Genomic DNA, 24743 nt, shown 5'->3' on the forward strand with positions numbered 1-24743 from the left:
TGAGCCTCTTTCCCCGAAGTGCCAGAAATGGCCGACCGGATGGAGGAGCCCATGGCCAACACACTTTACGACGCGCTCTTCGCGCCGCTTGCCGCGCGCGACGACGCTTTCCTGATCCTGCCCGACGGGACCGAGATCACGGGCCGCGCCTTCCACGCGTTGATCGCGCGGCAGGCCGATGCGCTGGTGGCCGAGGGGGTCGCGCCGGGCGACCGGGTGGCGGTGCAGGTGGCCAAAAGCCCCGAGGCGCTGGCGCTCTATGCCGCGACGGTGATGGCCGGAGCGATCTTCCTGCCGCTGAACACCGGCTATACGCCCGACGAGGTGGGGTATTTCCTTGGCAACGCGACGCCGCGCGTGTTCCTTTGCGATCCGGCGAAGCGCGATGCCCTCGCGCCGGTCGCGGCCGCACATGGCGCCCGGACCCTGACCATGGGGGCCGACGGTGCGGGCAGCTTTGCCGATCTCGTGGCGGCCCGGCCCGACAGCTTCACCCCCGTGGATCGGGCGCCGGAGGACCTTGCCGCCTTTCTCTATACCTCCGGCACCACGGGCCGGTCGAAGGGCGCGATGCTGAGCCATGCGAACCTTCTGTCCAATGCCGAGGTGCTGGTGGCGTTCTGGCACTTCACCTCGGAGGATGTCCTCCTTCATGCGCTGCCGATCTTCCATACCCACGGCTTGTTCGTCGCCTCGAACACGGTGCTGCTGGCGGGCGGGTCGATGATCTTCCTGCCGGGCTTCTCGACCGACGCGGTGCTTGCGCACCTGCCCCGGGCGACCTCGATGATGGGGGTGCCCACCTTCTATACCCGCCTGCTGGACGATCCGCGCTTCACCCGCGACATCGCGCAGCACATGCGCCTTTTCACCTCCGGTTCGGCGCCGCTCCTGGCCGAGACGCACCTCGCCTTCGAGGCACGCACAGGGCACCGCATCCTCGAGCGCTACGGAATGACCGAAACCAACATGAACACCTCGAACCCCTATGACGGCGACCGCCGGGCGGGGACGGTGGGCTTTCCGTTGCCGGGGGTGGAGGTGAAGATCACCGACCCCGCAACCGGCGCGGCGCTGCCGCAGGGAGAGCCGGGGATGATCGAGGTGCGCGGGCCGAACGTGTTCCAGGGCTACTGGCAGATGCCGGAAAAGACCCGCGAGGAACTGCGCGAGGACGGGTTCTTCATCACCGGCGACATCGGAACCCAGGACGACCGCGGCTACATCTCGATCGTCGGGCGGCAGAAAGACCTGATCATCACGGGCGGCTACAATGTCTATCCCAAGGAGGTCGAGCTGGTGCTGGACGAACAGCCAGGTGTGCTGGAATCGGCGGTGATCGGCGTGCCCCACCCGGATTTCGGCGAGGCGGTGTTTGCCGTGCTGGTGCCCACGGGCGACGGGCCGGACGAGGCGGCGATCCGCACGGCGCTTGAAGCGCGGCTTGCGAAGTTCAAGCAGCCCAAGGGCTATGCGGTGCTGCCGGAACTGCCGCGCAACACCATGGGCAAGGTGCAGAAGGCGCTGCTGAGGAAGGAGTTCGCGGGGAGCTTCGGCTGACTGCGACGCAGATTGCGACCCCCACGGCCGTCTCCTTGTGCCCTTCGCGGGCACGCGTCGTCCGCCCCGGCCACGAGGAGCGCGCGGAGGCGCGACGACGAGGGCGCCTGCCGTGTCACTCCGCCAGGTCGAGCACGTAGCCCCGGCTGTCGCTCGGGCCGAGCGCGGGGTGGGTCCCGATCACCCGTTGCAGGCCCGCGATCTCCCATTGGTCGCGCAGACGATAGCCGGGCAGGGCGGCGAGCTCGGCCTCGAACCCGGCGCGGTTGCGGATCTGGTAGGGAACCCGCGCGCCGCCGATCCGCTCCAGCGTCACCACCGTCGGCCCCTCGCGCGTGGCGACCTTGTTGAGGATGATCCTCCGGGGGCGCGCCGGCAGCGCCCCGATCAGGGACGCAAGCGGCGCGTCCATGTATTGCATCAGGCCCGAGCCGAGCAGGATGTCGCAGGCCGGCACCTCCTGCGGCGCGGTGGCGAACCCGATCGCCGTGGGCAGCGCGCCGCGGGCCTGCCGCGCACGTCCGGCGGCGCAGATCGCCGGCAGGTCGAGGACGGTCCAGCGGGCGCGGTCGATCGCCAGGTGTGGCCCGAAGGCGATGTACTTGGTCCCCATGTGTCCGCCCGCGTCGACGATGCCGATGCCGTCGTGCCACATCTCGCGCAGCCAGAGCATCACGGGATAGTCCCACAGCGTCAGGGCGCACATCGCCTCGAAGGCGACATCGGCGATCTCGGCATGGTCGTAGCCGCCCATCGCGCCTGGGGGCACGGCGGCCAGTGCGGTGGTGTAATCGGGGTAGGCGCCGCTCAGCCTGGGCGGGCGGCCCGCGGCCAGGCGTAGGCGCCCTTCGGCGGTGGACAGTGCAACACGGACGTGCCGGCGGGTGTGGGCGAGCGTGGACAGAACCATGGGGGTGCGACCTCTCCGGACCGGGAGGAGGATCTGCCCGGAAACGCGGTCAGGATAGCCGCGTCACGCCGCCGTGATTAGTGTGTGATCCGGAAACACTCAGTCGAAGGTTCCGGTCACCCGGCCGAACAGCATGAAGGCGCGGGCCGTCCGGGTTTCGGCCAGGTTGGCCAGGTCCTGGTCGGTCGCGGCCTTCTCGAAGGTGGCCAGGCTCTTGTCGAACTGGCGCAGGAAGTGGTGCGCTGCGTCGCGAAACACCGGGTCCGCGCGCATCCGCCCCGCGGTCAGTGCAAGGCTCGACCGGTCGCGCACGCCGCCGAGGCCCGAGATCGCGTGGCCGCGCTGCCCCTGCGCGAAAAGGCGCCAGACCTCGGGGCGGGCACGGTCGGGCTTGAGGTCGTCCATGTAGATGCCGTCCTCGCTGAGCAGGGTCAGCACGTCCTGTGCCGCCCGGATCAGGCGCGCGGTCTCGCGGTCCTCGAGGGCGGCGCGCAGGGCCCGGAACCCTTCCTTGTCGTCGACCGACTCGGGAAAGTTCAGGGCGCGCACGAAGGCCTGCGTCTCGACCGGGCGCTGGCCCTCATCCGGCGCGGTGCCAAGGGCGAGGCGGGGCTGTTCGTCAGCCGCGGCGGCGGGTGCGATGGTCAGCGCGGCCTTGCGGTCGATCGACGGGATCACCCGCTGGTGGTCGCGGCGCGAGGTAAAGGTGGCAAGCGTGGCGTCGGTCTGTCGCTGGGCGGCGGCGATCTCGTCGAGCTTCTTCTCGACGGTCGGGCGAATCCCAAGGGAGGCGGCCTGGCTGTGCTGGACATAGGCCGCGCGCATGCCGTCGACGGCGGCCTGCAGACGCTGGGCCTCCTCGCGCAGGTCGCGCACGGTGCGGGCGTTCAGGGCCGCGACCCAGATCATCGCGACCGGCAGGAACACCGCAAGCAGGGTCATCACCGCGGTCAGCGCGCCGCTGCCGGTGACCGAGCCGCCGGTCAGGCCGAAGAAGGTGCCCACCGCGATCACCCAGATCAGGGTCAGCGCTCCGGCGATCACCTCGGTCTGGGTGATCCGCTCGGGCGGGCGCTGGCGGGCATAGGTGCCGAAGCCGGAGACCTGTCCGCTGACGGTCCGCGGGGCGGCGCCCGGACCGGGGCCCGCTCCGCCACCCGGCCCGGCACCCGCCCCACCACCCGGCCCGGCGCTGCCCGCCGAGGCGCGCTGCGCGGTGCCCGCACCGGTGGTGTCGGTGCCGCCGTTTCCGGCTCTCGCGCCGTTCCCGCCGGGGGCCGCATGGGCGCCGCCAAGCCGTGGCGCTGCCGATGGCTGCGCGGCAAGCCGCGCCGCCATCTCCTGCGCGTCGGCGCGCAGGGCTTCCGACACGTTGCCGCCGGTCGCGACCGGCCGATCCGCGTCATCGCTCGCGCCCGGCGCGCCGCCGGGTTCGCTTGATTTCTCGTTCATTCCCGACCCTCCGGACACCCCTCCCGGGCCTCCGCTCAGACGAAGCGGATGGACAGGACCTCGTAGGCCTTCTCGCCGCCGGGCGTGCGCACCTCGACGCTGTCGCCCTCATCCTTGCCGATCAGCGCGCGGGCCAGCGGCGACTTGATGTTGAGCAGGCCGCGCTCGATATCCGCCTCGGCCTCGCCGACGATCTGGTAGGTGCGTTCCTCGTCGGTGTCCTCGTCGACCAGCGTCACCGTGGCGCCGAACTTGATCGTGCCCGACATCTTGGCCGGGTCGATGACGTCGGCACGCCCGAGGATGCCCTCGAGTTCCTTGATCCGGCCCTCGATGAAGCTCTGCTTCTCGCGGGCGGCGTGGTATTCGGCGTTTTCCGACAGGTCGCCATGTTCGCGTGCCTCGGCGATCGCACGGATCACCTCGGGCCGCTCCTTGGACTTGAGCACCTTCAGTTCTTCGTCGAGCGCGGTGTAGCCCGCGCGTGTCATCGGGATCTTTTCCATCGGTCACTTTGCAAAAAAGACGCCACTTGGCCTCCTCCGGAGGCCATGGCGCCGTTCCACGTTTCTCCTCACCTGACCCGGGATGGGGGGCAAATGCAAGAGGCAAGGCGGGGGGAGCGGTTAGGCCTGCGGTTGTGTGCCGGTGTGGGGCACGGGGGATGGCGGGGGCAGGAGTGTGGAAAGTGGCGCCGTGGCCACCGGCGCCGGAGCACGTTTTTTCTGCGCTTGCATCCTTCTGATGCGGCGTCACGATTGCCCTGCGCGCATCGGCGCGCTAACGCTGGAGCCGCGAATTAAGGGACGAGACGGCGCCGGACGTGCGCCCCCAGGAGGTAGATGATGACCGAGACCACCCGCGAAGCGATGGAATATGATGTCGTGATCGTCGGCGCAGGCCCCGCGGGCCTCTCCGCCGCGATCCGGCTCAAGCAGCTCGACGAGGGTCTGAACGTCGTCGTCCTCGAAAAGGGCTCCGAGGTGGGGGCGCATATCCTGTCGGGCGCCGTGCTCGACCCGGTCGGCCTGAACCGCCTTATCCCGGACTGGAAGGAAAAGGGCGCCCCCCTCAACACCCCCGTGACTGAGGACCGGTTCTTCGTGCTGGGCGAGGGCGGGCAGATGAAGATCCCGAACGGGCCGATGCCGCCGCTGATGTCGAACCACGGAAATTACATCGTCTCGATGGGCAATGTCTGCCGCTGGATGGCCGAACAGGCCGAGGAGATGGGGGTGGAGATCTTCCCGGGCATGTCGTGTTCCGAGCTGGTCTATGACGAGAAGGGCGGCGTGAAGGGCGTGGTCGCGGGCGAGTTCGGCAAGAACCCCGACGGCACCGAGGGCCCGGGATACGAGCCGGGGGTGGAACTGCACGGCAAGTATGTCTTCCTTGCCGAGGGGGTGCGCGGGTCGCTGTCGAAAGAGGTGATCGCCAAGTACGACCTGTCGAAAGGCCATTGTCCGCAGAAGTTCGGCCTCGGCATGAAGGAGATCTGGGAGATCGACCCGGCCAAGCACAAGGCGGGTTCGGTGACCCACACGATGGGCTGGCCGCTGAACTCGAACGCGGGCGGCGGGTCCTTCGTCTATCACCTTGAGAACAATCAGGTCTACGTGGGCTTCGTGGTTCACCTGAACTACAAGAACCCCTACCTCTACCCCTACATGGAATTCCAGCGCTTCAAGCATCACCCGATGGTGGCCGAGCTTCTGAAGGGCGGCAAGCGCGTGGCCTATGGCGCGCGGGCGATTTCCGAGGGCGGCCTGCAATCGCTGCCCAAGATGGTGGCGCCGGGCGTGGCGCTTCTGGGATGTTCGGCGGGCATGGTCAACGTGCCGCGGATCAAGGGCAACCATAACGCTATGCTTTCGGGCATCGCCGCGGCCGAGGCCGCCCATGCCGCGATCGAGGCGGGCCGGGCGAGCGATGAGCTGACCGCCTATGAAAAGGATGTGCGCGAGGGCGACATCGGCGAGGATCTGAAGAAGGTCCGCAACGTGAAGCCGATGTGGTCGAAATGGGGCCTCTGGCCCAGCCTCGCGCTTGGCGGGCTCGACATGTGGACCAACACGCTGGGCTTCTCGCTCTTCGGTACGCTCCGTCATGGCAAGTCCGATGCCGCCGCGACCGGCGAGGCGAAGGATTTCCAGCCGATCGACTATCCGAAACCCGATGGCGTGCTCAGCTTCGACCGGCTGACCAACGTGAGCTTTTCCTTCACCAACCACGAGGAAAGCCAGCCCTGCCACCTGAAGCTCAAGGATCCGTCGGTTCCGATCGGGGTCAACCTGCCGAAATATGCCGAACCTGCGCAGCGCTACTGCCCGGCAGGGGTGTACGAGGTCGTGGGCGAGGGCGCCGAGGCGAAGTTCCAGATCAACTTCCAGAACTGCGTGCACTGCAAGACCTGCGACATCAAGGACCCGAGCCAGAACATCAACTGGACCACGCCCCAGGGCGGCGACGGGCCGAACTACCCCAACATGTAAGGCAGATGTCCTGCGCGGCCGCGGTCGTGCGGGGCACATCGGCGCCGCTGCCAGATGGCGGCGGGTCGTGACGGAAAAGGGGAAAGTGGGACTGGTGCACGGCCTGCGCCGGGGGCCGCACCGTTCCCGGTCTGCCTGCCGCCGCACCAATCCCGTCAGCTAACGCGCAAAGCAGTGATCGGTTCCGCGGGATTTCGCGAAAAGATCGGATTGCGCGGGCCTGCTCATTGCCTCCGGCGGGGCGGGCCATTAGCTTTGGGGAAGCGATTTAGCCCGTGAAAGGACCCGATCTGATGCGTGCCCTCCGCCTTGGCCTCGTCTCCGCCTTTGCCGCCGGCCTCGTCGCCCTGCCGCTGCCGCTTGTCGCCGCGACCCAGGGCGAGGCCGCCGCCAAGCAAGTTCCGGCGAAGGCGGCGCAGGACGATGCGCTGACGCTGCTGCCCGCGGGCACGGCCGGCGCCTACCTTGCCGCGCGCCAGGCCAGCCACGACAGCGATTACGCCGCCGCGGCGCGCTATACCGGCCAGCTTCTGGCGCTGGACAACACCCAGCCGGCGATCATGGAGACGGCGATCCAGTCCGACGTGCTGCTCGGCAATTTCGGGGCCGCCGTCCCGATCGCCCGGGACATGCAGAAGCGCCACATCCGCAGCCAGGTCGCGCTTCTCGTGTTGCTGGGCGATCAGCTGGACAAGGGCCAATACGACGCGGTCCTGGCCGAGCTGGACAAGGGGTCGGGCGTGGGGTCGCTGGTCGACGGTCTGGTCTCCGCCTGGTCCGATCTCGGCGCCGGCAAGATGAGCGAGGCCACCGCCGCCTTCGACAAGGTGATCAAGGCGCCGGCAATGCAGGGGTTCGGCCTGTATCACAAGGCGCTGGCGCTGGCGTCGGTCGGCGATTTCGAGGGCGCCGAGAAGATCCTAGGCGGCAAGGGCCCCGAGGGCATGCAACTGACCCGCCGCGGCCTGATCGCCGAGGCGCAGATCCTCAGCCAGCTGGAACGCGGCAAGCAGGCGCTGCAGCTTCTCGACGCGAACTTCCCGCAGGGCAGCGACCCGGGCATCGACGCGATGCGCGAAAAGCTCAAGGCCGGCGAGACGCTGCCGTTCACGGTGGTGCGCAATGCCCGCGACGGGCTGGCCGAAGTGTTCTTTACCGTGGCCACCGCGCTGCAGGGGCAGGCGTCGGACAGCTACACGCTGATGTTCTCGCGCATTGCGCTGCATCTGCGGCCGCACCTGACCGGGGCCGCGCTGCTGACCGCGCAGCTTCTGAACAAGGAAGGGCAATACGACCTCGCGCTTGACGTCTACGGGTCGGTGCCCAAGGACGACCCGTCCTATTTCGTGGCCGAGATGGGCCGGGCCGACACCCTCTACGACCAGGGGCGGGCGGCGGAGGCGACCGATATCCTCGGCCGTCTGTCCAAGGTCTATCCGCAGGTCCTCGAGGTGCAGGCCGGCTATGCCGACATGCTGCGCCAGCAGGAGCGCTGGGGCGAGGCGGTCAAGGCCTACGACAAGGCGGTCGACCTGATCGGCGTGAAGCGCGAGGCCGGGGACTGGGTGGTCTTCTACATGCGCGGCATGTCCGAGGAACGCGCGGGAGACTGGTCCCGGGCCGAGCCCGACCTGCGCGAGGCGCTCAAGCTCAATCCGGATCAGCCCGAGGTGCTGAACTACCTCGGCTATGCGCTGGTCGACCGGGGCGAGAAGCTGGACGAGGCGCTCGACCTGATCAAGAAGGCGGTGTCGGAGCGGCCGAACGACGGCTTCATCCGCGACAGCCTGGCCTGGGCCTATTACCGCATGGGCGACGTGCAAAAGGCCCTGCCGGTGATGGAGAAGGCGTCGGAGATGGAGCCGGTGGACCCGGTGGTCACGGATCACCTGGGCGATGTCTACTGGGCGGTGGGCCGCAAGCTGGAAGCGCAGTTCCAGTGGCGCCGCGCGCTGTCCTACGGGCCCGACGATCAGCTGGCCGCGCGGCTGCGCGAGAAGCTGTCGAAGGGGCTGGACGCGGTGCTGAAGGAGGAGGGCAAGATGCCGGAAGAGCCGGCCAAGGCCTCCAACCCCGTGACGACCAATGGCGGCTGACCATGCCGGCTGAGGCCTTCGCCCCGGCCAAGGTCAACCTTACGCTGCATGTCACCGGCCGCCGGGCCGACGGCTATCATCTGCTCGACAGCTTGGTGGTGTTCGCGGATGTAGGTGACCGGGTGAGTGCTGCCCCCGGTGCGGGGCTGACGCTGCGCGTGACCGGCCCGCGTGCGGAGGGGGTGCCGGTGGGTGGCGACAACCTCGTCCTGCGCGCCGCGCAGCTCCTCGGGGCTGACGGCGTGGCCCTGACCCTCGACAAGCATCTGCCCGCGGCGGCGGGGATCGGCGGCGGGTCCTCGGACGCGGCGGCGGGCCTGCGGGCGTTGTCGGCGCTCACGGGCCGGGAAATGCCCGGGGCGGAGGCGCTGATGCGGCTGGGGGCCGACGTGCCGGTCTGCGTGGCGGCGGAAGCGTCGCGGATGCAGGGCCTTGGCGAACGGCTGAGCCCGGTGGCGGGGGTGCCGCCGGTGTGGATGGTGCTGGCCAATCCCGGCGTCGCGGTATCGACCCCGGCGGTGTTTCGCGCGCTTGCCAGCCCCGACAACCCGCCGATGCCCGAAACCCTGCCGGCCTGGCCTGACGCGGCGGCGCTGGCCGGCTGGCTGTCGATGCAGCGCAACGATCTCGAGGCGCCGGCGATGGCGCTTTGCCCCGAGGTGGAGCAGGTGCTTCGCGCGCTGTCGGCGCTGCCCGGCTGCCTGCTGGCGCGGATGTCGGGGTCGGGCGCCACCTGCTTCGGCCTCTTCGCCAGTGCCGGCGGGGCGGCGCAGGGGGCGGCGGCGCTGTCGATGTATCAGCCGGGCTGGTGGATCGCCGATGCGGGCCTGTGGCAGGACGCCAGAAACGGCCGGAGGGTCAGCCCTTCAGACCCGGATCGTCCGAGACCCTGACAAGGCGGGTGAGGTCCGACAGACGCTCGATCTGGCCGCCCGCGTCGGTGAAGTTGCCGGGCGCAAGCCAGGCCTGATACGCGGCCTTGAGCGGCGGCCAGTCGGCGTCGATCGCGGCGAACCAGGCGGTGTCGCGGTTGCGGCCCTTGTAGATCGTGGCCTGCCGGAAGGTGCCCTCGTAGCTGAAGCCCAGCCGCTGCGCCGCGCGCCGCGACGGCAGGTTCAGCGCGTCGCATTTCCATTCGTAGCGCCGGTAGCCCGCCTCGAAGGCCCATTGCATCATCAGGTACATCGCCTCGGTCGCGGCGGGGGTGCGCTGCAGCTCGGGGGAAAGGTTGATGTGCCCCACCTCGATCGTGCCCACGGAGGGGGTGATGCGCAGGTAGCTGGCGACACCGCCGAGGTGCCCGGTGGCGCGGTCGCGGATCGCATAGAAGAATGGGTCGGTGCTGCCCTCCATCTCGCGCGCCCAGCGGTGATAGGCGGCCGCCGCGCCGAACGGGCCGTAGGGCAGGTAGTTCCAGATCGCGTCGGAGGCGGAGTTCGCGCGGTGAAGGTCGGCCGCGTGGCGATCGGCATCGAGTCGTTCGAGCCGGGCGAACCGGCCCTCAAGCACCTCGGCATCGGGCGCACGCGGCGGGGTCCAGTCGGGAAGCGGTCGGCCGAATTTCGGGGTCTGCGCCATGGGATGCTCGCTCTGCAGTGGGGCGAAGGGATCCTGACGGGGTAGCGCAGGCCCCGGGGTCAGGCAATCCCCCGCCGTGCGGCCCGGCCGGGGATGCCGCGGGGGCGGCGACGGTCGGCGGGCCGCGTCAACGGCAGTCGCCCGAGGCGCGCAGCACGTCCGACAGGCGCCGCACACCGTCGCCGGTATCGGCGGTACAGTCGCCGATCCGCCCGGCGGAGGTCTCGTGCCAGTTGCAGGTCATCGTGCCGCGGCTCTGCATGAAGCTGTGGGCCGTGGCGCTGGCGCGGCGGCCTGCGTCGCTGTCGGGGGAGGGGCAGGTCAGGCCGGCGATGCGAAAGCTTGCGTCACCGATACGCAGGGTGTCGCCCGACAGGGCCTGGGTGCCGTCGGTGGCGGTGCCGGTCGCCACGCTGGGGGCCGCGGAAGGCGCGGTGCGTGCCGTCTTGTCCGCCGCCGCCTTGTCGAACGTCGTCTTGTCGGCGCCCGGGTCACTGGCGGCGACGGAGGCGTTGTCCGTGCCCTTGTCCGCCGCGGTCTTTCCTGCCGTGCTCGCACCGGGGGTGGGCGCAGGGGCGCTTGCGGCAGCCTTTCCGTCAGCCGCTTGCGGGGCGGTGGTGTCTGCCGCGGAGCCGGTCTCGGACGGCTTCGGCGTGTCCGTTCCGCCCTTCGGCGTCGTGCCGGCCTCCGGGGCGGTGGCTTGCGTCGCCTCGGCTGAACCGTCGTTTCGGGCCGAAGTGTCCGGGCTGCCTGTCTCGGGGGCGGGGCTGCCGGAGCTGCTCGTGTCGCTCGACGGCATCAGCGGATCCCCGATCTCGGCAATCCTACGCTCCAACTGCGCGTTGCCGAGCAGGAGCAGCGCCACCGCCACCGCGGCCAGGATCGCGATCCCCGTCCAGCTTCTGAAGAAATTCACCATGTCCCCCGTTGCTCTTCATCACGGCGCGATCCTAGGCGAATTCCGGGGGCGGTGAAAAGCAGGCTGCGCCCTTCGTGATCACAAGAGCATGCGCGGATCGTCGCCCATGTCGAGCCCCGGGAAGATCTTGTCGCTCAGCGTCGTGCGGTCGATCCCGTACATCCCTCGCATCGCCCAGGCGGCATAGAGCCGCACATCGGCGGTCGGCATCAGGTCGCGCCGCTGGTAGAGCGCTGTCTCGCTCAGCCCCGGCCAGCGGCCGTAGACCTTGCCGCCGCGGATCGCGCCGCCCGCCATCAGCATCGCGCCGCCGGTGCCGTGGTCGGTGCCGCCGGTGCCGTTCTCGCGCGCGGTGCGACCGAATTCGGTCATGGCGAGGACGGTGGTGCGCTTCCATTCGGGGCCAAGCCCCTTCTTCAGCGCAAGGATCGCCCGGGCAAGTCCGGTCAGCTGGGTCCTGAGCACGCCCGACTGGCGGCGGTGCGTGTCCCAGCCGCTGATCGAGAAGGCGGCGATGCGGGTCTTTTCGCGCATCCGGTCGGCGGCGAAGGCGGCAAGGGCCGAGGCCTGGTCGGCCCGCTGCGCCGCCTGCCGCATCTGGCGCGGATCCATCGGCTTATCGTCGCCCAGCTGGTCGGCCAGGTCCATCGCCTGGGTGCCGGCCTGCGCGAACAGCGGATCGTCGTGGTAGACCTGTTCCAGCAACAGCCGGCTCTGCTGGCTGAGGATCAGTCGGGTATCGGGGGCCCAGCTGGAATAGCGCGCCTTGCCGCCAATCACCTTGAGGTCGTCACGGCCCACGGCAAAGGCGGTTTCGGCCTCGATCCCCGGCACCGATTGCAGCATCCGGTTCAGCCAGCCGTCGCGCACCCTCAGGTCGGGCACGTCGAGGCCGGTCCCGGCCTCTAGGATGTCCTGCCCGTCGAAATGGCTGCGCTTGTTGCGGTAGGGGGTGGCGACGGCATGGGCAAAGCCAAGCTCCCCCGCCTGCCAGAGCGGCATCAGATCGCCGAGCGCGGGGTTCAGCGCGTAGAAATTGTCAAGCATCACGGGCGGCTGGTTGCCGTTGAGGTCGGGGGTGCGGAGCGCCGCCCAATCCTTGTCGCCGACGGGCCGGACGACATCGAGCCCGTCCATCGCGCCGCGCAGGATGATCACGACCAGCCGGTCGTCGCCCGGGGCCGAGGCCAGGGTGACATGGGTCATCAGCGGCCAGGCGGCGGCCGAGCAGCCGATCAGTGCCGAGGCCTTCAGAAAGGTGCGGCGGGTCGGGGAGGTCGGGAAGTCGGACATGGTGCCCTCGCGCGTCAGGGGTCAGCGGCGGTTGAAATCGGCGGAGGCCAGGATCAGCCCCACACCCTCGGCCCGGCTTTCGGAGCGGGCCGCGGCCTGGATCAGGGTCGGGCTTGCCGCATCGGCAAGCGCGGTCTGCACGAAGGCCCGGGGGTCGGGCATCGGATCGCCGCCCGCGGCGCGCCCCTTCGCCCGGGGCGTGTCGGCGGCGTTGCTGTCTGCCGCCGGCATGCCGCCTCCCATCTCGCCACCCATGTCGCCGCTCATGCTGCCCGACATGCCGTCGCCAGCCATGTCCGTGCCTGTGCCTGTGCCCATACCGCTATCGGTATCTTTCCCGCGGGCGGGGGTGGGGCCCGCGTCGGCAAGGGTCAGGAAGCGGTTCACCTTCATCGCCCAGTCGATCCGTGCGGCAAGGCCCTGCGGGGTGATCCAGGCCGTTGCCTCCTCGTGCCAGCCGTCCGGCCCCGAGGGTTTCTGCCAGGGCTGTCCCATGAGCTTGATTGGGTTGGTCAGGAACCGCTGCACCCGACCGGCGTCGAGACCGTCGAGCGCATCGGGCGGCAGGCCTAGGCTGCGCAGGCTTGCGGCGATGAAGTCCCACGGCTGGCGCGCCTTGCCGCCGGGGCCGACCGGCGCCCAGGCCGCCGGATGATCGAACATCGCGCGGTAGACGGTGGGCAGGTCGCCCTTCGAGGTGGTGTAGGCCTGCGTCATCGCCGTGACGAGGCCGGGGTCGGGCGTGTCGGCCACGAAATGGGTGGCGAGCTGGGTCGAGATGTGTTTCGCCGTCGCCGGGTTCACCGCGATGTCGTCGAGGGCTGCGAAGATGTCGGCAAGCCGCGCCGGCTCCTCGCCGCCGTAGTGACGGCCGAGCACCGTCTCGGCGCCGGGTTCGGCCCAGCCGGGGCGAAAGACGAACCCGCCCTCGGAGTTGAACCCCAGCCCGGTCAGCAGCTTGGCCATCTGGCGCACGTCGGTCTGGGTGTAGGGCGCGCTCACGCCGAGGGTGTGCAGCTCCATCAGCTCGCGCGCGAGGTTCTCGTTCAGGCCCAGCTGGCGCTTGCGCCGGGCGTCCATCCGCTTCGCCGCCCGCGACTTCGGCCCGATCGAGCTGTTCTGATCGAGGTAGAGCAGCATCGCGGGGTGGGTGGTCGCGGCCTTCAGCATGTCGGCAAAGCTGCCGCCCAGGTGGGGGCGGATCGCCTCTTCGCCGAAGGCGGTGGGGTAGAGCGCGGAGATGTTGTTCTTGGCCTGCACCGTGAAGTGGTTCGACCAGAAATACTGCAACCGCTCGCGGAAGCCATGCGGCGACTGCACCGCGCGTTGCAGTTGGTTGACGAAGGCCTCCGCCTCGGCGCCGCGCAGCGCCAGCCGTGCCGCGCGCACGGCGCGGTTGCGACTGCGGTCGCCCTCCGTCTTCTGTAGCGCGCGGGCATCGCGCAGGGCGCGGCCCAGCGTCACCGCCTGTTCCTGCGAGGGCAGGGGGTAGCGCGTGGCCATCGCGTCGGGGGCGGTCAGCTCGGCCATCAGGGCGGCGGTAGAGGCGGGGGGCGGCATTGTCGGCGACAGGCCGTAACCGAAGCGGATCGCCGCGGTGGTGGGGGAAAAACTCATATCGTCATCCTGGCACAGCGGGCCCGCGGGCCCGGCATGGCCGGCGTCGCGCCGACTCGGGGAATGCTAGCATGGCGCCTGCCCCCCGGAAGTAACGCTTTCTGTGATTTGCGGAAATCCGCGCCTCGCCGGTCCTAGCGCCGCACATGGGAACAGCGGGACGCGTCAAAGCGTTCCGACAGACCCCGATCGCCCCCGACTGACCCAACACGACTGACTGCAAGGAGGAAACGATGTCCGACATCTATGCCGAGATCAAGGCGGATCACGACCGGCACCGCGCGCTGATGAAGACGATCGCCGGCACCGAAGGCGCGAGCGACGCCCGCCGCGAGGCTTGGCGCGAGTTCTACTACGACATCAAGTCCCACGCCGCGGCCGAGGAGGAGACCTTCTACTCCAAGCTGATGGAAAAGACCTGGGGCCAGGATGCCGCGCGCCACTCGGTCGAGGAACACGCCGAGATGGACGACCTGCTGGACGCGCTGAACGAGATGGACATGTCGAGCTCCGGCTGGCTCAACAAGTTCCACACGCTGCAGCACGACTATACCCACCACATGGACGAGGAAGAGGACGAGATCTTCACCCGCGCCCGCAAGGTGATCGACGACAGCCAGGTCGGCGCGTACGGCGACCGCTTCCGGGCCCGCAAGGCGAAGGAGAAGGACCTCGTCGACGCCAAGCAGAAGGACCACCTCGAGGACTGAGCGCCAAATTTCCTGGAAGGAATTTGCAGACCTCTTCGAAAAGTTTGGGCCCCGGCGCCGGACGTCGGGGCCCTTTTGCGATCTAGGCCGTGTCGATCTGGGCCGTGTCGATCTAGGATGCGGCGATCTCGCGGAAGAAGTCGCCCACGCGCCGGACGATCAGGTCCTTGTCGTTGTCCAGCGTCGCGACGTGGTAGGAGTGGTGCAGCCGCTGGAGGCGGATATCGTCGGCGCGGATCCGCGTGACGATCTCCATCTCGTTTGCCTGCGGCACGACATGGTCTTCCTCGGCCTGGATCACCAGGGTGGGGCAGGTGATGCGCGGCAGCATGTTCCACGTCATCAGCATCAGCGCCGCAATCTCGCGCAGACAGATCACCGGGGTGCGATCATAGGCGACCTCGGTCACGCCTTCGGCCTTGATGTCCGACCCGATGCCCGGCACGAAATCGGGCCGCGGGTTCAGCGCCATCAGGTCGATGAAGGGATCGGGCATGGGCCCCGCCGCGGCCGAGATCGGGGCGATGGCGGCGATCGTGTCGCCAAAGCGCGCGGCAAGGTTCAGGGTCAGCGTGCCGCCCATCGAAAGCCCCGTGACGAAGACCCGCCGCTTGCGGGCGGCCAGTGCCTTCAGCTCCGCCTCGACCGCGCCCAGCCAGTCGAGATAGCCGGTCTCGGCCATCGCCTCGGGTGTCGTGCCATGGCCGGGAAGGGCGGGGCAGACCACGGTGAAGCCATAGCGACTGTGCAGTTCCTCGCCGAGGTAGCGCATGCTCTGGGGCGAGCCGGTGAAGCCGTGGATCACCAGCACCCCGGTCTCGTCCCCCTCGAAGGTGAAGGGTTCGGCGCCTGCCATGTAGTCGGTCATCTCTCTCTCCCGTCCTGATGCGACGGGAGAGGAGCTAAGGCCGGGGCAGGGGGCGTCCAGCCCTCTCGGCCGGAAGCCGTCAGTCTTCCTTCGGCACCACGCGCAGACCAAGCTCGCGCAGCTGCTCGTTCGTGGGGTCCGAGGGGGCGTTCATCATCAGGTCCTCGGCGCGCTGGTTCATCGGGAACATGATGACCTCGCGGATGTTCACCGTGTCGGCCAGCAGCATGACGATCCGGTCGATGCCCGCCGCGCAGCCGCCGTGGGGCGGGGCGCCGTAGCGGAACGCCTTGACCATGCCGCCGAAGCGCTTCTCGACCTCTTCCTTCGGGTAGCCCGCGATCTCGAAGGCCTTGAACATGATCTCGGGCTTGTGGTTCCGGATCGCGCCCGACACCAGCTCATAGCCGTTGCAGGCCAGGTCGTACTGATAGCCCTTCACCTCCAGCGGGTCGCCCATCAGCGCGTCCATGCCCCCCTGCGGCATCGAGAAGGGGTTATGCTCGAAGTCGATCTTGCCGGTCTCGGCGTCCTTCTCGTAGATCGGGAAGTCGACGATCCAGGCAAAGGCGAACCGGTTGGTGTCGGTCAGGCCCAGTTCGTCGCCGATGACGGTGCGCGCGCGGCCCGCGACCGGCTCGAACACCTTGGGCTTGCCGCCGAGGAAGAACGCCGCATCGCCGACGCCAAGGCCAAGCTGCTGGCGGATCGCCTCGGTCCGCTCGGGGCCGATGTTCTTGGCCAGCGGGCCCGCGGCTTCCATCTGGCCGTCGGTCTCGCGCCAGAAGATGTAGCCCATGCCGGGCAGGCCTTGGCTCTGGGCAAAGCTGTTCATCCGGTCGCAGAACTTGCGGCTGCCACCGGTGGGCGCGGGGATCGCGCGGATCTCGTTGCCCTCGGTCTCAAGGAGTTTTGCGAAAATCGCAAAGCCGGAGCCGCGGAAATGCTCGCTCACATCCTGCATCTTGATCGGGTTGCGCAGGTCGGGCTTGTCGGTGCCGTACCACATGGCCGCGTCGCGATAGGCGATCTGCGGCCAGTCCTGATCGACCTTGCGGCCGCCGCCGAACTCCTCGAACACGCCCTTCAGCACGGGTTCGACTGCGTTGAAGACATCCTGCTGCTCGACAAAGCTCATCTCGACGTCGAGCTGGTAGAAGTCGGTGGGCGAACGGTCGGCGCGCGGATCCTCGTCGCGGAAGCAGGGCGCGATCTGGAAGTAACGGTCGAAGCCCGCCACCATGATCAGCTGCTTGAACTGCTGCGGCGCCTGCGGCAGCGCGTAGAACTTGCCCGGGTGCAGGCGCGACGGCACGAGGAAGTCGCGCGCGCCCTCTGGCGAGGATGCAGTGATGATCGGGGTCTGGAACTCGGTGAAGCCGGTGTCCCACATCCGGTCGCGCATCGACTTGATGACGCGCGAGCGCAGCATCATGTTCTGGTGCAGCGTTTCGCGGCGCAGGTCGAGGAAGCGGTATGCAAGGCGGGTTTCCTCGGGGTAGTCCTGATCGCCGAAGACCGGCAGCGGCAGTTCCTCGGCCGCGCCCAGCACGGTCATCGACCGGATGTAGACCTCGATCTCGCCGGTGGGCAGCTTGGGGTTCACGAGCGAGGCGTCGCGGGCCTTCACGTTGCCCTCGATCATGATCACCCATTCCGAGCGGACCTTTTCCACGTCCTTGAACGCGGGCGAGTCGCTGTCGCACAGGATCTGGGTCACGCCGTAATGGTCGCGCAGGTCGATGAACAGGACGCCGCCGTGATCTCGCACCCGATGCACCCAGCCCGACAGGCGGACGGCCTCGCCGACCTCGGCCTTGGTGAGTGCGGCGCAGGTGTGGCTGCGATAGGCGTGCATGATCTTCCCCTTCCCGAGGCTCTCAAGTGGTTTCGCGCCGATACACAGCCTGCCGGCCGGGAAGTCAAGCGCAGCCGCTCGATGCCTGCCATGTAAGCAGGGGCCCGTTTGCAAGGTCGGCGGCTCATCACGAATCTGTGTCGGCACCGTTTTGCCTCTCGTGAATTCCGCCCTAGCTTTGGTTTACAAAGATTAATTGACGGGACAGCCGCCGGGGAACTTCTAGGAGATTGGGATGTGGACAGGATTGCTTGACAGGATGTTGTCGGGTTTGGTGCGGAAAGGCTCGCTGGTGCTGCACATGCCCGACGGGAAGACACTGCGTCATGGAGACGGCGGACTGCCGAGCGTGACCGTGAAGGTCACGGATCCCGACATGGCGCGCAAGATGGTGATGAATCCGGACATGGCCCTGGGCGAGGGCTATACCGACGGCACCATCCAGATCGAGAACGACGACCTTTATGGTCTTCTGACGCTGGCGCTGCAGAACATCCAGGACGCGCCGAAGAACTGGCGCAACTGGACGATGCGGCTGCAGTCGATGAAGCGGATGCTCGACCAGTTCAATCCGACCGGGCGGTCGAAGCGCAACGTGGCGCATCACTACGACCTGTCGGGCAAGCTGTACGATCTCTTCCTCGATTCGGACCGGCAGTATTCCTGCGCCTATTTCCGCGAGCCGACCTATTCGCTTGAAGAGGCGCAGGAGGCGAAGAAGCACCACATCGCCAAGAAGCTGCTGATCGAGCCGGGCATGACGGTCCTCGACATCGGCTGTGGCTGGGGCGGCCTGGGCCTGACGCTGGCGCGCGACTACGGCGCCAAGGTGCTGGGCGTGACGCTCAGCGAGGAGCAGCACAAGATCGCGGTGCAGCGTGCCAAGGAAGCGGGGCTCGAGGACCGGCTGGAATTTCGCCTCTGCGACTACCGCAACGTGCAGGGCAAGTTCGACCGCATCGTGTCGGTGGGCATGTTCGAACACGTGGGCGTGCCGCAGTACCGCACCTATTTCCGCACGATCTACGATCGGCTCGCCCCGGATGGCGTGGCGCTGGTGCACACGATCGGCCGGCCTTCCCCGCCCGGCACCACCAGCCCGTGGATTCTGAAGTACATCTTCCCCGGCGGCTATTGCCCGGCGCTGTCCGAGACCATGGCGACGGTGGAGAAGGAGCAGCTCTACACCACCGACGTGGAGGTCTGGCGCCTGCATTACGCCGAGACGCTGCGCCACTGGCACGACCGGTTCATGGCCCGGGTCGACGAGGCGAAGGAGCTGTATGACGAGCGCTTCTGCCGGATGTGGCGATTCTACCTCGTCGCCTGCGAACTGACGTTCCGCTACAACGACCAGTGCGTGTTCCAGATACAGCTTGCCCACAAGCAGGAGGCCGTGCCGCTGACGCGCGACTACCTCTACAAGGACGACGGCCCGGCGAACGACATGGTCGAGGTGCCGCAGCGGGCCGAGGCGGCCGAATAGGCCCCGGCGCGGCGCGCGGCATCTGACAGCGAACGCCCGCTGCGTCCGCCCTTGCCGGATCGGGCAGGGCGGGCGCAGCGATTGTTCCCGGTCTGCAAGATGGCCCGCCGCGCATGCGTATTTGCGGAACAATGAAGGAGGGGCGGTGCCCCACGCGGGGTGCGCGCCCGGCGGCTTGGGGTGGCCCTGCGTCGCTTCGGGGCTTGCACCCCGCGTCTTGCTGGCTATAACCCCGACAATTTGCGCGATCGAGGGGCCGGACGATGCCGAAAAGAACCGATATCAAGTCAATCATGATCATCGGCGCAGGGCCCATCGTCATTGGCCAGGCCTGCGAGTTCGACTACTCCGGCGCACAGGCCTGCAAGGCGCTGCGCGAAGAGGGCTACCGGGTGATCCTGGTGAACTCCAACCCCGCGACGATCATGACCGATCCGGGCCTTGCCGACGCCACCTACATCGAACCCATCACCCCCGAGGTCGTAGCCAAGATCATCGAGGAAGAACGCCCCGATGCCCTGCTGCCCACGATGGGCGGGCAGACCGGTCTGAACACCTCGCTCGCCCTTGCGGACATGGGTGTGCTCGAGAAATTCGGGGTGGAGCTGATCGGCGCCAACCGCGAAGCCATCGAGATGGCCGAGGATCGCAAGCTGTTCCGCGAGGCGATGGACCGCATCGGCCTGGAGAACCCCAAGGCGACGATCGTTGCCGCGCCGAAGCTTGCGAACGGCAAGTTCGACATCAAGGCGGGCGTCGCCGAGGCGCTGGAAGCGCTGGAGGATATCGGCCTGCCCGCGATCATCCGCCCGGCCTTCACCCTTGGCGGCACCGGCGGCGGGGTGGCCTACAACCGCGACGATTACGAACGCATCGTGCGCTCGGGCCTCGACGCCTCGCCGGTGGCGCAGGTGCTGGTCGACGAATCGCTGCTGGGTTGGAAGGAATACGAGATGGAGGTTGTGCGCGACCGCGCCGACAACGCCATCATCGTGTGTTCCATCGAGAACGTCGATCCGATGGGCGTGCACACGGGCGATTCGATCACCGTGGCGCCGGCGCTGACGCTGACCGACAAGGAATACCAGATCATGCGCAACGGCTCGATCGCCGTGCTGCGCGAGATCGGGGTCGAGACCGGCGGATCGAACGTGCAATGGGCGATCAACCCCGCCGACGGCCGCATGGTGGTGATCGAGATGAACCCCCGCGTCAGCCGCTCCTCTGCGCTGGCATCGAAGGCGACCGGTTTCCCCATCGCCAAGATCGCGGCCAAGCTTGCTGTGGGCTACACGCTCGACGAGCTGGACAACGACATCACCAAGGTCACACCGGCCTCGTTCGAGCCGAGCATCGACTACGTCGTGACCAAGATCCCGCGCTTCGCCTTCGAGAAGTTCCCGGGATCGAAGCCGGAACTGACCACCGCGATGAAATCGGTGGGCGAGGCGATGGCGATCGGCCGCACGATCCACGAATCGCTGCAGAAGGCGCTGGCCTCGCTGGAGACCGGCCTGACCGGCTTCGACGAGATCGCGATCGAGGGTGCCGAAGGCCCGTCGGCCAAGGCGGCGGTGATCAAGGCGATCTCGCAGCAGACGCCCGACCGCCTGCGGCTGATCGCCCAGGCGATGCGCCACGGCCTGACCGACGACGAGATCCAGCAGGCGACCGCCTTCGACCCGTGGTTCCTGTCGCGCATCCGCGAGATCGTCGAGGCCGAGGAATCGATCCGCCGCGACGGCCTGCCGATGAACGAGCAGGGCCTGCGCCGCCTCAAGATGATGGGCTTCACCGACGCCCGCCTCGCCAAGCTGACCGGCCGCGAGGAAGGCCAGGTCCGCCGGGCCCGCCGCAATCTGGGCGTCACCGCGGTCTTCAAGCGGATCGACACCTGCGCGGCCGAGTTCGAGGCCCAGACCCCGTACATGTATTCCACCTACGAGACCCCGGTGATGGGAGAGGTCGAGGACGAATCGCGCCCCTCCGACCGCAAGAAGGTGGTCATCCTCGGCGGCGGTCCGAACCGGATCGGGCAGGGGATCGAGTTCGACTATTGCTGCTGCCACGCCTGCTTCGCGCTGACCGACGCGGGCTATGAGACCATCATGGTCAACTGCAACCCCGAGACGGTGTCGACCGATTACGATACCTCGGATCGCCTGTATTTCGAGCCGCTGACGCTGGAACACGTGCTGGAGATCCTGCGCGTCGAGAAGGAGCGCGGCACGCTGCACGGCGTGATCGTGCAGTTCGGCGGCCAGACGCCGCTGAAGCTTGCCAACGACCTGGAGGCCGAGGGCATCCCGATCCTCGGCACCACGCCCGACGCGATCGACCTTGCGGAGGACCGCGAGCGGTTCCAGAAGCTTCTGAACAAGCTGGAGCTGAAGCAGCCGAAGAACGGCCTGGCCCATTCCGACACCGAGGCGTTCCGGATCGCGGCCGAAGTGGGCTATCCGCTGGTGATCCGGCCGTCCTACGTGCTGGGTGGCCGCGCGATGGAGATCGTCCGCGACGACGCGCATCTTGAGCGCTACATCCGCGACGCGGTGGTGGTTTCGGGCAAGAACCCGGTGCTTCTGGACAGCTACCTTTCCGGCGCGATTGAGGTCGACGTGGATGCCCTTTGCGACGGCACCGACGTGCATGTCGCCGGGATCATGGAGCATATCGAAGAGGCCGGCGTGCACTCGGGCGATTCCGCCTGCTGCCTGCCGCCGCATTCGCTGACCCCCGAGACCGTGGCCGAGCTGAAGCGCCAGACCGTGCTGATGGCCAAGGGGCTGAACGTGGTCGGCCTGATGAACGTGCAGTTCGCGATCAAGGACGGCGTGATCTACGTGCTGGAGGTCAACCCGCGGGCCTCGCGCACCGTGCCCTTCGTTGCCAAGGCCACCGACAGCGCGATCGCGTCGATCGCGGCGCGGCTGATGGCGGGGGAAAAGCTCTCGTCCTTCCCGATGCGCGCGCCGTACCCGGAAGGGGTGGGCCCCGACACGCCGCTGCCGCTGGCCGATCCGCTGACTCTGGCCGACCCCAAGACGCCCTGGTACAGCGTGAAGGAGGCGGTGATGCCCTTCGCCCGCTTCCCCGGCGTCGACACGATCCTCGGGCCCGAGATGCGTTCGACGGGCGAGGTCATGGGCTGGGACCGCAACTTCGCGCTGGCCTTCCTCAAGGCCCAGATGGGCGCGGGGACCAAGCTGCCCGAGGGCGGCCGGGTCTTTGTCTCGATCAAGGACATGGACAAGACCGAGGCGATGGCCGACGCGATGCGCGACCTCGCCGCCATGGGTTTCGCCGTGGTGGCGACGCGGGGTACGGCCAAGTTCCTCGAGGCTGCGGGCGTCACCTGCGAGGTGGTGAACAAGGTCTACGAGGGGCGTCCGAACATCGTCGACCGGATGAAGAATTCCGACATCGCGCTGGTGTTCAACACCACCGAGGGCAGCCAGGCGATCGAGGACAGCCGCGAGATCCGCTCGGTCGCGCTCTATGACAAGATCGCCTATTACACGACCGCCGCGGGCGCCATCGCCGCGGTCGCCGCGATGAAGTCGCGCGGCGAGGGCGAGATCGGCGTGCGCACGCTGCAGGGCTGAAAAAGCGGCGTCCCGTTCCGGGGCGCCGGCGCCTGCCCGAATTCTCGTGGCGGAACTGAACCATAGGGCCGCCGATCGCGTTATCCACAGAGCGGGACGGCGGCGTCCCGACCTTTCCCTCCGACGCGAAAGGCGCAGACCTGCCCCATGGCAAAGCTTTACTTCCACTACTCCACGATGAACGCGGGCAAGTCGACGCTGCTCCTCCAGGCGTCTTACAACTACCGCGAGCGGGGGATGCAGACCTACCTGGTCACTGCGCGGCTGGACAATCGGGCCGGCACCCGGACCATCGCCTCGCGCATCGGCATCAGCGAAGAGGCCGACGTGTTCGAACCGGGCGAGGACGTCTTCGTGAAGATCGAGAGCCGCCTCGCCGCAAGCGCGGTCGACTGCATCTTCTTCGACGAGTCGCAGTTCCTGTCGCCCGAGCAGGTCTGGCAATTGGCCCGCGCGGTCGACGACCTCGGCGTGCCGATCATGTGCTATGGCCTGCGCGTCGATTTCCAGGGCGAGCTGTTCCCCGGCTCCGCCACGCTCCTGGCCCTGGCCGACGAGATGCGCGAGGTCCGCACGATCTGCCATTGCGGCAAAAAGGCCACCATGGTCGCCCGCCTCGATGCCAAGGGTCAGGTGGTGCGCGAGGGCGCGCAGGTGCAGGTGGGTGGCAACGAAAGCTACGTCGCGCTCTGCCGACGCCACGGGCGCGAGGTGATGGAAGACTGACGCCTTTCCCTTTCATTGTTCCCCAAATACGCGGGCCGGCCCGCTCCACTTGCGCCACCCCCTGAATTGGTTATATTTCCTGACCAGTTCGCCGTGGGAGGACAGCGATGGAAATGCCGACCCCGAATTCCGCGGTCCTGGCGCGCAAGGATCGGATTGTCGCGCGGCTGGCAGAGGTGTTGCCTCAGGACGCGCTGGTCTCGGATATCGAGGAGACGCGCGCCTATGAATGCGACGCGCTCACCGCCTACCGCTGCCCGCCGCTCTGCGCCGTCCTGCCCCGCTCCACCGGGGAGGTCTCGGCGATCCTGAAGATCTGCCACGAGGAGGGCGTGCCGGTGGTGCCGCGCGGCTCGGGCACGTCGCTCGCCGGCGGGGCGCTGCCGACGGCGGATTGCGTGATCCTGGGCGTCGCGCGGCTGAACGCGGTTCTCGAGACGGATTATCCCAACCGCTTCATCCGGGTGCAGACCGGGCGCACCAACCTGTCGGTGACCGGCGCGGTCGAGGCTGACGATTTCTTCTATGCTCCCGACCCGTCGTCGCAGCTGGCCTGTGCCATCGCGGGCAATATCGCGATGAACTCGGGTGGGGCGCATTGCCTGAAATACGGGGTGACGACGAACAACCTGCTCGGCGTCACCATGGTGCTGATGGATGGCACGGTGGTGGAGGTGGGCGGCGCGCATCTCGACGCGCCGGGGCTGGACCTGCTGGGGGTGATCTGCGGGTCCGAGGGACAGCTGGGCGTGGTGACGGAGGCCACGCTGCGCATCCTGCGCAAGCCCGAGGGGGCGCGGCCGGTGCTGATGGGGTTCGACCGCAGCGAGGTGGCCGGGGCCTGTGTCTCAGACATCATCAAGGCGGGCGTCCTGCCCGTGGCGATCGAGTTCATGGACCGCCCCTGCATCCGCGCGACCGAGGATTTCGCGGGCGCCGGCTATCCCGATTGCGAGGCGCTGCTGATCGTCGAGGTCGAGGGCAGCCCGGCGGAGATCGACGCGCAGCTGGGCCTGATCAAGCAGATCGCGCTGCGCCACGACCCGGTCGAGCTGCGCGAGAGCCAGTCCGAGGAGCAGTCGCGCAAGATCTGGCTGGGCCGCAAGTCGGCCTTCGGCGCGATGGGGCAGATCAACGATTACATGTGCCTCGACGGGACGATCCCGGTGTCCGCGCTGCCCGAGGTGCTGCGCCGGATCGGCGAGATGAGCCGCGACTACGGTCTGGACGTGGCAAACGTCTTCCACGCGGGTGACGGCAACATGCACCCGCTGATTCTGTTCGATGCGAACACGCCGGGCGAGTTGGAGAAATGCGAGGCCTTCGGGGCGGATATCCTCAGGCTCTGCGTCGAGGTGGGCGGCTGCCTGACCGGGGAGCATGGCGTGGGGATCGAGAAGCGCGACCTGATGGAGGTGCAGTTCGCGCCCGAGGATCTGGAGGCGCAGATGCGCGTGAAGGACGTGTTCGATCCGCAGTGGCTGCTGAACCCCGCGAAGGTGTTCCCGCTGCGCGTGAGCGCCGGGCGACGGGCCGCGTGACGCGGGAGGAGCGGGGGGCGCTGCCCCCCTGC

At 68.2% G+C, this 24743-nt stretch carries 18 protein-coding genes; 9 read left to right on the forward strand and 9 right to left on the reverse strand.

What is annotated here, in order from left to right; genetic code table 11:
* Window positions 1-51: 51 nt before the first annotated feature.
* The gene (locus CVV76_RS08640; RefSeq protein WP_102224321.1) at window positions 52-1560 is read left to right on the forward strand and encodes a malonate--CoA ligase; all 1509 of its coding nucleotides are present in this window, start codon (window positions 52-54) and stop codon (window positions 1558-1560) included.
* A 115-nt stretch (window positions 1561-1675) separates the two neighbouring features.
* Here the strand turns inward: CVV76_RS08640 and CVV76_RS08645 are convergent, their stop codons facing one another.
* From CVV76_RS08645 to greA, 3 genes are all read right to left on the reverse strand, one after another.
* A complete protein-coding gene (locus CVV76_RS08645) occupies window positions 1676-2470 on the reverse strand; it encodes a methyltransferase, TIGR04325 family (RefSeq protein WP_102224238.1) in 795 nt (264 codons plus the stop codon).
* Between the two features lie 99 nt (window positions 2471-2569).
* Entirely contained in the window at window positions 2570-3529 is a 960-nt protein-coding gene (locus tag CVV76_RS08650; protein WP_102224322.1) for a hypothetical protein, read from the reverse strand.
* A gap of 428 nt (window positions 3530-3957) precedes the next feature.
* The gene (greA, locus tag CVV76_RS08655; protein ID WP_199178542.1) at window positions 3958-4428 is read right to left on the reverse strand and encodes a transcription elongation factor GreA; all 471 of its coding nucleotides are present in this window, start codon (window positions 4426-4428) and stop codon (window positions 3958-3960) included.
* Between the two features lie 339 nt (window positions 4429-4767).
* On the opposite strand from greA, the gene CVV76_RS08660 reads away from it, so the two are divergent.
* From CVV76_RS08660 to CVV76_RS08670, 3 genes are all read left to right on the forward strand, one after another.
* On the forward strand, window positions 4768-6414 hold the full coding sequence (locus CVV76_RS08660; RefSeq protein WP_102224324.1) for an electron transfer flavoprotein-ubiquinone oxidoreductase: 1647 nt from the start codon (window positions 4768-4770) through the stop codon (window positions 6412-6414).
* 293 nt (window positions 6415-6707) lie between these two features.
* A complete protein-coding gene (locus CVV76_RS08665) occupies window positions 6708-8510 on the forward strand; it encodes a tetratricopeptide repeat protein (protein WP_102224239.1) in 1803 nt (600 codons plus the stop codon).
* Window positions 8511-8512: 2 nt separating this feature from the next.
* On the forward strand, window positions 8513-9403 hold the full coding sequence (locus CVV76_RS08670) for a 4-(cytidine 5'-diphospho)-2-C-methyl-D-erythritol kinase (RefSeq protein ID WP_102224240.1): 891 nt from the start codon (window positions 8513-8515) through the stop codon (window positions 9401-9403).
* Here the strand turns inward: CVV76_RS08670 and CVV76_RS08675 are convergent.
* The 4 genes from CVV76_RS08675 to CVV76_RS08690 form a co-directional block, all read right to left on the reverse strand.
* Window positions 9369-10088, reverse strand: coding sequence for a GNAT family N-acetyltransferase (locus CVV76_RS08675; protein WP_102224241.1), 720 nt, complete (start codon window positions 10086-10088; stop codon window positions 9369-9371). The genes CVV76_RS08670 and CVV76_RS08675 overlap by 35 nt on opposite strands.
* Window positions 10089-10215: 127 nt before the next feature.
* Window positions 10216-11007, reverse strand: a complete 792-nt coding sequence (locus CVV76_RS08680) for a hypothetical protein (RefSeq protein WP_102224242.1) — start codon at window positions 11005-11007, stop codon at window positions 10216-10218.
* Between the two features lie 78 nt (window positions 11008-11085).
* Window positions 11086-12300: a DUF1501 domain-containing protein gene (locus tag CVV76_RS08685; RefSeq protein WP_102224243.1), complete on the reverse strand. Its 1215-nt coding sequence runs from the start codon at window positions 12298-12300 to the stop codon at window positions 11086-11088.
* A gap of 21 nt (window positions 12301-12321) precedes the next feature.
* Window positions 12322-13917: a DUF1800 domain-containing protein gene (locus tag CVV76_RS08690; protein ID WP_102224244.1), complete on the reverse strand. Its 1596-nt coding sequence runs from the start codon at window positions 13915-13917 to the stop codon at window positions 12322-12324.
* A gap of 233 nt (window positions 13918-14150) precedes the next feature.
* Between CVV76_RS08690 and CVV76_RS08695 the strand changes: the two genes are divergently transcribed.
* Window positions 14151-14627 (forward strand): hemerythrin domain-containing protein, encoded by a 477-nt coding sequence (locus tag CVV76_RS08695; protein WP_102224245.1) that lies wholly within the window; start codon window positions 14151-14153, stop codon window positions 14625-14627.
* A 112-nt stretch (window positions 14628-14739) separates the two neighbouring features.
* On the opposite strand, the gene CVV76_RS08700 is transcribed toward CVV76_RS08695, so the two are convergent.
* On the reverse strand, window positions 14740-15495 hold the full coding sequence (locus tag CVV76_RS08700; RefSeq protein ID WP_102224246.1) for an alpha/beta hydrolase: 756 nt from the start codon (window positions 15493-15495) through the stop codon (window positions 14740-14742).
* Window positions 15496-15574: 79 nt separating this feature from the next.
* Entirely contained in the window at window positions 15575-17353 is a 1779-nt protein-coding gene (aspS, locus tag CVV76_RS08705; protein WP_102224247.1) for an aspartate--tRNA ligase, read from the reverse strand.
* A gap of 235 nt (window positions 17354-17588) precedes the next feature.
* On the opposite strand from aspS, the gene CVV76_RS08710 reads away from it, so the two are divergent.
* The 4 genes from CVV76_RS08710 to CVV76_RS08725 all read left to right on the forward strand — a co-directional run bounded on the left by CVV76_RS08710 (window position 17589) and on the right by CVV76_RS08725 (window position 24711).
* Window positions 17589-18839: an SAM-dependent methyltransferase gene (locus tag CVV76_RS08710; RefSeq protein WP_102224248.1), complete on the forward strand. Its 1251-nt coding sequence runs from the start codon at window positions 17589-17591 to the stop codon at window positions 18837-18839.
* Window positions 18840-19102: 263 nt separating this feature from the next.
* A complete protein-coding gene (carB, locus tag CVV76_RS08715) occupies window positions 19103-22444 on the forward strand; it encodes a carbamoyl-phosphate synthase large subunit (protein WP_102224249.1) in 3342 nt (1113 codons plus the stop codon).
* A gap of 147 nt (window positions 22445-22591) precedes the next feature.
* Window positions 22592-23170, forward strand: a complete 579-nt coding sequence (locus CVV76_RS08720; RefSeq protein ID WP_102224250.1) for a thymidine kinase — start codon at window positions 22592-22594, stop codon at window positions 23168-23170.
* Window positions 23171-23277: 107 nt separating this feature from the next.
* On the forward strand, window positions 23278-24711 hold the full coding sequence (locus CVV76_RS08725) for an FAD-linked oxidase C-terminal domain-containing protein (protein WP_102224251.1): 1434 nt from the start codon (window positions 23278-23280) through the stop codon (window positions 24709-24711).
* Window positions 24712-24743 lie beyond the last annotated feature (32 nt).

This window comes from Acidimangrovimonas sediminis (assembly GCF_002871005.1).
GTDB classification, from domain to species: Bacteria; Pseudomonadota; Alphaproteobacteria; order Rhodobacterales; family Rhodobacteraceae; genus Acidimangrovimonas; species Acidimangrovimonas sediminis.